Origin of the sequence: Streptomyces longispororuber (genome assembly GCF_014656095.1) — a bacterium.
GTDB lineage: Bacteria > Actinomycetota > Actinomycetes > Streptomycetales > Streptomycetaceae > Streptomyces > Streptomyces longispororuber.
Genome location: NZ_BNBT01000237.1, coordinates 1 through 8261, shown reverse-complemented (window position 1 = coordinate 8261; position 8261 = coordinate 1). Strand labels below are relative to the sequence as shown.

General features: G+C 74.8%; 8 protein-coding genes and 1 pseudogene. 8 read left to right on the top strand and 1 reads right to left on the bottom strand.

All coding sequences use genetic code 11. The annotated features are described in order from the left end of the window. The 5 genes and pseudogenes from IE330_RS39495 to IE330_RS36740 form a co-directional block, all read left to right on the top strand. Positions 1–282 (top strand): annotated as a pseudogene (locus tag IE330_RS39495) (hypothetical protein); the annotation flags it as partial. 849 nt (positions 283–1131) lie between these two features. Then, positions 1132–1800 (top strand): hypothetical protein, encoded by a 669-nt coding sequence (locus IE330_RS36755; protein WP_190140532.1) that lies wholly within the window; start codon positions 1132–1134, stop codon positions 1798–1800. Then, entirely contained in the window at positions 1797–2849 is a 1053-nt protein-coding gene (locus IE330_RS36750) for a hypothetical protein (protein ID WP_190140531.1), read from the top strand. The genes IE330_RS36755 and IE330_RS36750 overlap by 4 nt, the downstream gene beginning before the upstream one ends. Before the next feature lie 147 nt (positions 2850–2996). Beyond that, positions 2997–4364 carry a nitrate/nitrite transporter gene (locus IE330_RS36745; protein ID WP_190140530.1) on the top strand — a complete coding sequence of 456 codons (1368 nt, stop codon included), beginning with the start codon at positions 2997–2999 and terminating at the stop codon, positions 4362–4364. Positions 4365–4474: 110 nt separating this feature from the next. Further along, the gene (locus IE330_RS36740; RefSeq protein ID WP_190140529.1) at positions 4475–5614 is read left to right on the top strand and encodes a uroporphyrinogen-III synthase; all 1140 of its coding nucleotides are present in this window, start codon (positions 4475–4477) and stop codon (positions 5612–5614) included. On the opposite strand, the gene IE330_RS36735 is transcribed toward IE330_RS36740, so the two are convergent. Then, complete coding sequence (locus tag IE330_RS36735; protein ID WP_190140528.1) at positions 5566–6147, bottom strand: anthrone oxygenase family protein; 582 nt, start codon at positions 6145–6147, stop codon at positions 5566–5568. The genes IE330_RS36740 and IE330_RS36735 overlap by 49 nt on opposite strands. A 360-nt stretch (positions 6148–6507) precedes the next feature. Between IE330_RS36735 and IE330_RS36730 the strand changes: the two genes are divergently transcribed. The 3 genes from IE330_RS36730 to IE330_RS39490 all read left to right on the top strand — a co-directional run. Continuing rightward, a complete protein-coding gene (locus IE330_RS36730) occupies positions 6508–7107 on the top strand; it encodes a CGNR zinc finger domain-containing protein (protein WP_190140527.1) in 600 nt (199 codons plus the stop codon). 147 nt (positions 7108–7254) lie between these two features. After that, complete coding sequence (locus IE330_RS36725; protein WP_190140526.1) at positions 7255–7824, top strand: sigma-70 family RNA polymerase sigma factor; 570 nt, start codon at positions 7255–7257, stop codon at positions 7822–7824. A gap of 152 nt (positions 7825–7976) precedes the next feature. Then, a partial coding sequence (locus tag IE330_RS39490; protein WP_229926189.1) for a zf-HC2 domain-containing protein occupies positions 7977–8261 on the top strand: 285 nt, incomplete at its 3' end.

Genomic DNA, 8261 nt, shown 5'->3' with positions numbered 1-8261 from the left:
GAGGACGGTACGCCGGACGGTCCGACCGCCCCGGCGCCGACCCGTGGCGACGGTTCGCCGCCCCCCGGCCCGGCCCCGGCGGACGGCGGGCACCCCGCCCCCGGGCCCACCGACGCCCCCGAACTCCTGGCCCCGCGGCCGCCCGAGGCCGCGCTCGCGCCCGCCGACCCGGCCGCGTCGGCACCGGCCGACAGCGGGAGCGGAACCGGGGGCGGCGACGCCGGGCCGGGGGAGCAGCCCCCGCCGGGAGACGGCTCACCGCCGGAGACGGCACGGCCCTGACCGCGCCCGGCGTTTGCGGTCGCGACGGCGGGGAGGCGGCAGGGGCGCGGGGCGTGGCCCGCCCGGGCGCGGGGTGCTGAGGCGCGGCGGGGCCGAACCGGATGGCACGGGGACACAACCTCTTGATCATCTCGGTGGTCCCTCTCCTCGACATGGCGTACGACGCCCCGCGCCTGGACGGCGGTCGGCGGAGGCGCTCGGCACGACGTACACGGTGTGAATGCTGATGCTGGTGTGGCCTCTGATCGCAGTGATGGTGCTGGCCGTGGGGTGGGTGGACCTCGTGGCACGACGGACCCCGGCACCGGCGGCGGACGCCCCGCCACCGGAAACACCTGACGAACGGCCCGCACGGGACACCTGACGAGCGGCCTGCATGGGACACCTGTCGAATGGCCCGCATGGTCCGCCTGATGAACGGCCCGCACGGGACACCTGTCGAACGGCCCGCATGGTCCGCCTGACGACCAGAACGCGCGGGGCACCTGAGGAGTGCGCCCCGCACGAACCACCGCACGGAGCCGAGGCCACGGCCCGGGCCGGAAGCCCGCCTGCCCCCCCGCCCCGCACATCCCCCGCGCCCCGCTCTCCGCATCCCACGAGCCCCGCACCCCACGAGCCCCGCACCCCACGAGCCCCGCGCCCAGCGCGCCAGGGCGCCAGAGCACACCCCAGTGCCCGTCACCACCCCTGCCCCGTTCTGCCACCGTTGCGCAACAACCCCCCGCCCACCGCGCCGGTATGCCCCTTTCTGCCCTCGTCCTCGGCAAACCTCACCGTCGCGCCTCGCTGTGCCCATGGATAGCGTGGGTTCACTCAAGTGAACCCACGTCACACCGGGAGTTGACTGTGCACCGCCGACCCACGCTGCTCGCTGCCGCGTCTCTGACCGCTGCCGCAGTCCTGTCACTTGCCGCCTGCGGCGGCGGAGACGGCGGCTCCAAGGACTCCAAGGGCGCCGACACCATCGAGGGCGCACAGACCGGCGGCGGCACGAGCGCGACCCCGTCGCCGGAGGCCTCGGCCGACGGCGTCAAGCGGCCGCGGATCACGCTGCCCAAGGGCGTGCGGAACGTCTTCGAGGGCGGTCAGACGGGCGACGCGACGAAGGACGCGGTCCTCGCGGACAGCGAGCGGCGCATCAACTCGCTGGACGAGGCCGTCACGGTCGAGGCCGAGGACCACCCGGCGCTGAAGTTCTACTCCGCGGGGGACGCCCTCATGTCGGCGGCGACCTACGTCAAGGGCTTCTACGACGACGACCGGTCCTTCGTCGGCACGACGCGCTACTACAAGCGGAACGTGACCCTCCTGAAGAAGGACACCGCCGCGGTGACCTACTGCATGGACTCCAGCAAGACGTACCCCATGAACCGCAAGACCAAGAAGGTGGACAAGTCCGTCCCGGCCTCCGACAAGGACTACGCGTTCTTCAACACCCGGCTGGAGAAGAACGACGAGGGCGTCTGGCAGACCACGTCCGTGACGTCGATCGAGGCGGCGAAGCAGTGCCTGTGAACCAGCGGACCGCCCGGCGCGCCCTCACCCCTCTCGTGCCCCTCGTCGCCCTCTGCCTGGCGGCCGTGCCCGGAGCCGCGTACGCGAGCGGCGGCAAGGGCGGTGGCAAGCCCCTGGAGGGCAGCGGCAAGGGCGGCACCAACGGCCGCACCATCTACGCCGAGTCCAAGGTCGTGACGGTCACCGGCGGCGGCACCCGCAAGCAGCCCGGGACCGGCACGCTCACACCGACCGACAGCGACTGGACGCCGCCCGCCTGCTGGTACGAGCCCGCCTTCTCCCCGAAGCAGCTCGCGGGCACGGTGAAGGCGCTGCGCGGCCTGGAGTCGCTGCCGTTCATCGGCGGGGCCGCGGACGTCCTCGGCGACGCCCTCGACAAGCGCTACAAGGACGGCGAGTACAAGAACTACAACCTGGACAAGCAGGGCAAGGGGATGTTCTGGGCGGCGGTGAAGAACAAGAACCGCCTCGACGACCCGGAGGTCAACTCCTGCACGAAGCCGCCCTTCTGGGTGGACGAGGGCGACACCCCCGACGAGCCCCTCGCCATCAGCCCGCGCATCCTCGCCGCGTACGCCTACGACGAACTGCCCATCCCCGGGACCGAGGTCACCATGGCGCCCGCGGGCGAGACCAAGGTCAACCTGCCCACCTGGGGCTGGCTGGACAGGACGAAGTTCAGGAAGGTCTCCGCGACGGCGAGCCTGCCCGGTACCGGTCTGTCGGCCACGACGACCGCCGAACCCGTGTCCCTGCGGATCGAGCCGGGCACGAAGGACGCCCGGACCCACCCCGCCTCCGGAGAGTGCGCCCTCGGCAAGGACGGCCGCATCGGTGAGCCCTGGGCCAGGGGCAAGGCCGGGAAGACCCCGCCCTGCGGGGTGGAGTACCTGCGCTCGTCCGGCGACGGCGCGTACGCGCTGAAGGCCACGGTCACCTGGAAGATCCGCTGGACGAGCACGAACGGAGCCGGCGCGGACCTCCCGGACGGCGAGTTCGGCGCCGACCAGGACGTCGTCGTCAAGGAGATCCAGGCCGTCAACCGCTGAGGCGGCCGCCGGGCCGGGACGGCGGTGCTCACCGTCCCGGCCCGCCCCGGGTGAGACCGTCGTTCCCCAGTGGTGACGCACCGGCACATGGCCGAAACCTGCCCTCCCTACCTTCGGCATCACCAGCCGTCGGTCGGGAGGCTTGTCATGGCGCAGGGCGTGTGGAGGGGCCGGAACACATGGATCCGGCGGTGGGACCCGGAGGACGACGCGTTCTGGGAGCGGGAGGGCGAGCGGACCGCGCGGCGGAACCTCGCGTTCTCGGTGCTCTCCGAGCACATCGGGTTCTCCGTGTGGACACTGTGGTCGGTCATGGTCCTCTTCATGGGACCCGAGTACGGCATCGACCCGGCCGGGAAGTTCTTCCTGGTGTCGATGGCGACGCTGGTGGGGGCCGTGGCGCGGGTGCCGTACACCTTCGCCGTCGCCCGGTTCGGGGGCCGGAACTGGACCGTCGTCGCCGCCGCGCTCCTGCTGCTCCCCACCGTCGCCGCGTTCCTCGTCATGGAGCCGGGCACCTCGTACACCACGTTCCTGGTGTGCGCCCTGCTGACCGGGGTGGGCGGCGGGAACTTCGCCTCCTCCATGACCAACATCAACGCCTTCTTCCCGCTGCGGAAGAAGGGGTGGGCCCTCGGCCTCAACGCCGGCGGCGGCAACATCGGCGTCCCCGTCGTCCAGCTCGTCGCGCTCGCCGTCATCGGCGCGGGCGGAGGGCCGCGACTGCTCCTCGGCATCTACATCCCGCTGGTCGTCGTCGCCACCGTCTGCGCCGCGCTGTTCATGGACAACATCGCGTCCGTGAGGAACGACACCGGGGCCGCGAAGGAGGCCGTCCGGGACCCGCACACCTGGATCATGGCGTTCCTGTACGTGGGGACGTTCGGGTCGTTCATCGGGTACAGCTTCGCCTTCGGGCTCGTGCTCCAGACGCAGTTCGGGCGCACCCCGCTGGAGGCCGCGCAGCTCACCTTCGTCGGGCCGCTGCTCGGGTCGCTCGTCCGGCCCGTGGGCGGGCGGCTCGCGGACCGCTACGGCGGGGCCCGCATCACGCTGGGCAACTTCGTCGCCATGGCCGCCGCCACCGGGGTCGTCGTGCTGGCGTCCGTACGGGAGTCGCTCACGCTGTTCACCGGCGCGTTCGTGGTGCTGTTCGTGCTCAGCGGCCTCGGCAACGGCTCCACGTACAAGATGATCCCGGGCATCTTCCAGGCCAAGGCGGTGCGGCGGGGGCTCGACGGGGAGGCGGCCCTGCGGTACGGGCGGCGGCTCTCGGGGGCGGCCATGGGACTCATCGGGGCCGTCGGCGCGCTCGGAGGGCTCGGGATCAACCTGGCCTTCCGGCAGTCCTTCCAGGGCACGGGCGCGGGCACGGCGGCCTACCTCTCCTTCCTCGGCTTCTACGCCCTGTGCTTCGCGGTCACCTGGGCCGTGTACCTGCGCGGGCCCGCCCCGCAGTCGACGGTCGCGGCCGCCACGAGCACCGGGCGGGAACCCTCGTACGCCGAGGTGTGACGGCACGGCGCCACGGCGTGCCCGTGCGGCGGGCGCGCCGTCACCACGTAACACGGCGGACATCACGATGATCCAGAGCCGTCACCGGCCGTTGGCAGGGTCGAGGAGTCATGAACGTCTCACACGCACACGGTCCGCTCTCCGGGTTCACCGTCGGCGTCACCGCCGCCCGGCGCGCCGACGAGCTCGGCGCGCTGCTCCAGCGGCGCGGCGCCACGGTCCTGCACGCCCCCGCGCTGCGGATCCTGCCGCTGTCCGACGACGGGGAGCTCCTCGCCGCCACCGAGGACCTCATCGCCCACGCCCCGGACGTCGTCGTCGCCACCACCGCCATCGGGTTCCGCGGCTGGGTGGAGGCCGCCGACGGCTGGGGCTGCGGCGAGGCGCTGCTGGCCCGGCTGCGCGGCGTCGAACTGCTCGCCCGGGGGCCGAAGGTCAAGGGCGCCGTGCGGGCGGCGGGGCTCACCGAGCACTGGTCGCCGTCGTCGGAGTCGATGGCGGAGGTCCTCGACCACCTGCTCACCGAGGGCGTGGCCGGGCGGCGGGTGGCGCTGCAACTGCACGGCGAGCCGCTGCCGGGGTTCGTGGAGGCGCTGCGGGCCGGGGGCGCGGACGTCGTCCTCGTACCGGTGTACCGGTGGCTGCCGCCAGCCGACCTCGCGCCCGTCGACCGGCTGCTCGACGCGGTCGCGGCCCGCAGCGTCGACGCGCTCACCTTCACCAGCGCGCCCGCCGCCGCCTCGCTCCTCGCGCGCGCCGAGCAGCGGGGGAGCGCCGCCGACCTCCTCGCCGCCCTGACCGGCGACGTGCTCGCCGCCTGCGTGGGCCCGGTCACCGCGCTGCCCCTGCGCGACCGGGGCGTGGCGACCGTCCAGCCCGAGCGGTTCCGGCTCGGCCCGCTCGTCCAGCTCCTGTGCCGGGAGCTGCCCGCCCGGGCCCCCGTGCTGCCGCTCGCCGGGCACCGGGTGGAGATCCGGGGCCACGCGGTGCTCGTGGACGGCGAACTGCGGCCCGTGCCGCCCGCGGGGATGGCGCTGCTGCGGGCGCTGGCGCGGCGGCCCGGCTGGGTGGTGGCCCGCGCCGAGCTGCTGCGGGCCCTGCCGGGCGCGGGCCGCGACGAGCACGCCGTCGAGACCGCCATGGCCCGGCTGCGGACGGCCCTCGGGACGCCGAAGCTCATCCAGACGGTGGTCAAGCGCGGCTACCGCCTGGCGTTCGACCCCGCGGCGGCGACACCGTCCACGGGCTGAGCCGCGGGGGCGCCGTACGCCACGAGCGCCCGGCAGAGCAGGCCGAACGCCAGCGTGCACAGCACGGCCCGCACGGCGTTCCAGGCCACCCACGGCCCCTCGAAATCCGCGCGCACGGCCGCCGGGTCGGCGATCACCGCCGGGTCGCCCGCCGCCGCGAGGGCGTCGTTCAGCGGCACGTGCACCCCCGCGGTGAGCGTGAACGCCGCTCCGTACGCGACGAACGCGGCGAGCACCCACCGGCCCGCCGGCACCCGCCGCAGCCGCCACGCCGCGTACGCCGTGCTCAGCGGCGCGCCGAGGAACGCGGCGAGGAACACCGGGTTCTGGATCACCTCGTTGATGTGCTGCATGACCTCGATGTACGCGCGGTCCGAGCCGCGCCCGAGGCCCGGCATCACCGCGCACGCGAAGACGAAGAAGGCCCCGGCCGTGAGGCCCGTGGTGAGCACCGCGGCCCCCAGGGCCGGGCCGCCGGGGCGCGGGCCCCGCGGGGCGGCCGGGGCGGGGCGGGGCGTGTTGTCGGTCGTCATGGCACCGAGTCAAGCCGCCGCCCGGACCCGCGGCCATGGCCGACGAGCGCGGCCGCATGCGCGTGCGTCTCGGCCCCTCCCGGCGCGGGTCCCGGCCCGCCCGCCGGGCCCCCGTGGTGGCAGGGGTTCCGGACCGGTGCCGGGACGGGCACTGTAGGAGTACGGACGGGTGTACGGCCGGGGCGCGCCGGAACCTCGGCGCGCACCGGGACGTGGGGGCGTGCCGGAACGCGGGCACGCACCGGGACAGCGGCACGCGCCGGAACCTCGGCGCGCACCGGAACGTGGGTGCGTGCCGGACCGCGGGCGCTCACCGGCCCCCCCCGAACTCAGCGGCGACACCGAGGCGGTGACAGGCGCATGGCGTTGGGTGCGGCCCCGCACAAGGCCGCGTACGGCGAGCTGCGGTTCGACTCCGGGCGGCCCTGCCTCGACCTCCTCGCGACGACCCACCCCGCGGAGCGGCTCGACGGGGTCGACCGGCTGCGCGCCTGGCTGGCCGGGGCGGGCCTGGTCCCGCCGGGCACGCCGCTGCCGGACGCGGGGCCCGCCTGGCTCGACGGCTTCCGCGACCTGCGCGGCCACATCGACCGCCTGGTCACCGGGGAGCTCACCGCGCGGCCCGCCGAGGAGGCCCTCGCCCGGGTCAACGCGCTCGCCGCGTCGGCCCCGCCCGCCCCGCGCCCGCCGCGCCACCCCGACGGCAGCCTCACCCTGGCCCTGCACGGCACGCCCGGCCGCGCCGCCCTGCTCGCGGCCGTGGCCCGGGACGCGGTCGACCTGCTCACCGACCCGGTGGCCCGCTCGCTGCTGCGCCGCTGCGCGGGCGACAACTGCCCCATCGTGTACCTCGACACGTCCCGGGGGCACCGCCGCCGCTGGTGCTCCAGCGAGGTGTGCGGCAACCGGGAGCGGGTGGCCCGGCACCGGCGGCGGGCGGCGGGACTCGCCCCGGCCTGACCGCCCCGGCGAGGGTCAAAACCTCGACGGTGGAAGGAAGTTGGGCTCCACCTTGAACGCGCCCCGCGTGGCGTCCGTACGTCCAGGGAGACCGGTCGGCGGCCCGAGCCGGCCGGACGGGACGAACAGCGGACAGCGGAGGCAGACGTGCGCAAGGATTCCGCCGTGGCCGATGAACGCCCGCACCGGCATCGAGCGACGCCTCCGCCGGAGCCGGACGAGGAGCTGATGCGCGCGCTGTACCGCGAGCACGCCGGACCGCTTCTCGCCTATGTGCTCCGCCTGGTGGCGGGAGACCGGCAGCGCGCCGAGGATGTCGTACAGGAAACGCTCATCCGTGCCTGGAAGAACGCCGGTCAGCTCAACCGTGCGACCGGTTCGGTACGCCCCTGGCTGGTGACGGTCGCACGCCGCATCGTCATCGACGGCCACCGCAGCCGGCAGGCCCGGCCGCAGGAGGTCGACCCGTCGCCGCTGGAGGTCATCCCCGCGGAGGACGAGATCGATAAGGCGCTGTGGCTGATGACCCTCTCGGACGCGCTGGAGGACCTGACCCCCGCGCACCGGGAGGTACTTGTCGAGACCTACTTCAAAGGGCGTACGGTCAACGAGGCGGCCGAGCGCCTGGGTGTCCCCAGCGGCACGGTGCGCTCACGGGTCTTCTACGCGCTGCGCTCGATGAAGCTGGCTCTGGAGGAGCGGGGGGTGACGGTATGAGCACGCCGTACGACGCGTACGACGCACACGGCCACGGCGGTCCCGGGCGGAGCCCCGGCCCTGATGGTCCCGGTTCCGGCCGCCCCGGTTCTGACGGTCCCGGTCCCGGCCGCCCCGGCCCTGACGTTCCCGGTCCCGGCGGCCCCGGTGATGTGCACGAGACCGTCGGCGCCTACGCCCTCGGCATCCTGGACGACGCGGAGGCCACCGCCTTCGAGGCGCACCTGGCGGGCTGCGAGCTCTGCGCCCGGCACCTGGAGGAGTTCGCCGGCCTGGAGCCCGTCCTCGCCGCGCTCGCGGACGTCCCCGGCTCCCGCGCCGCGCCCGGCGGCGACCGGGCCGATGGCTGGGCCGACAGCCGGGTCGACGGCCGGGTCGACGGCCGGGTCGACGGCCGGTCCCAGGGCCGGTCCGACGGCCGGGACGCCGCCCTGCCC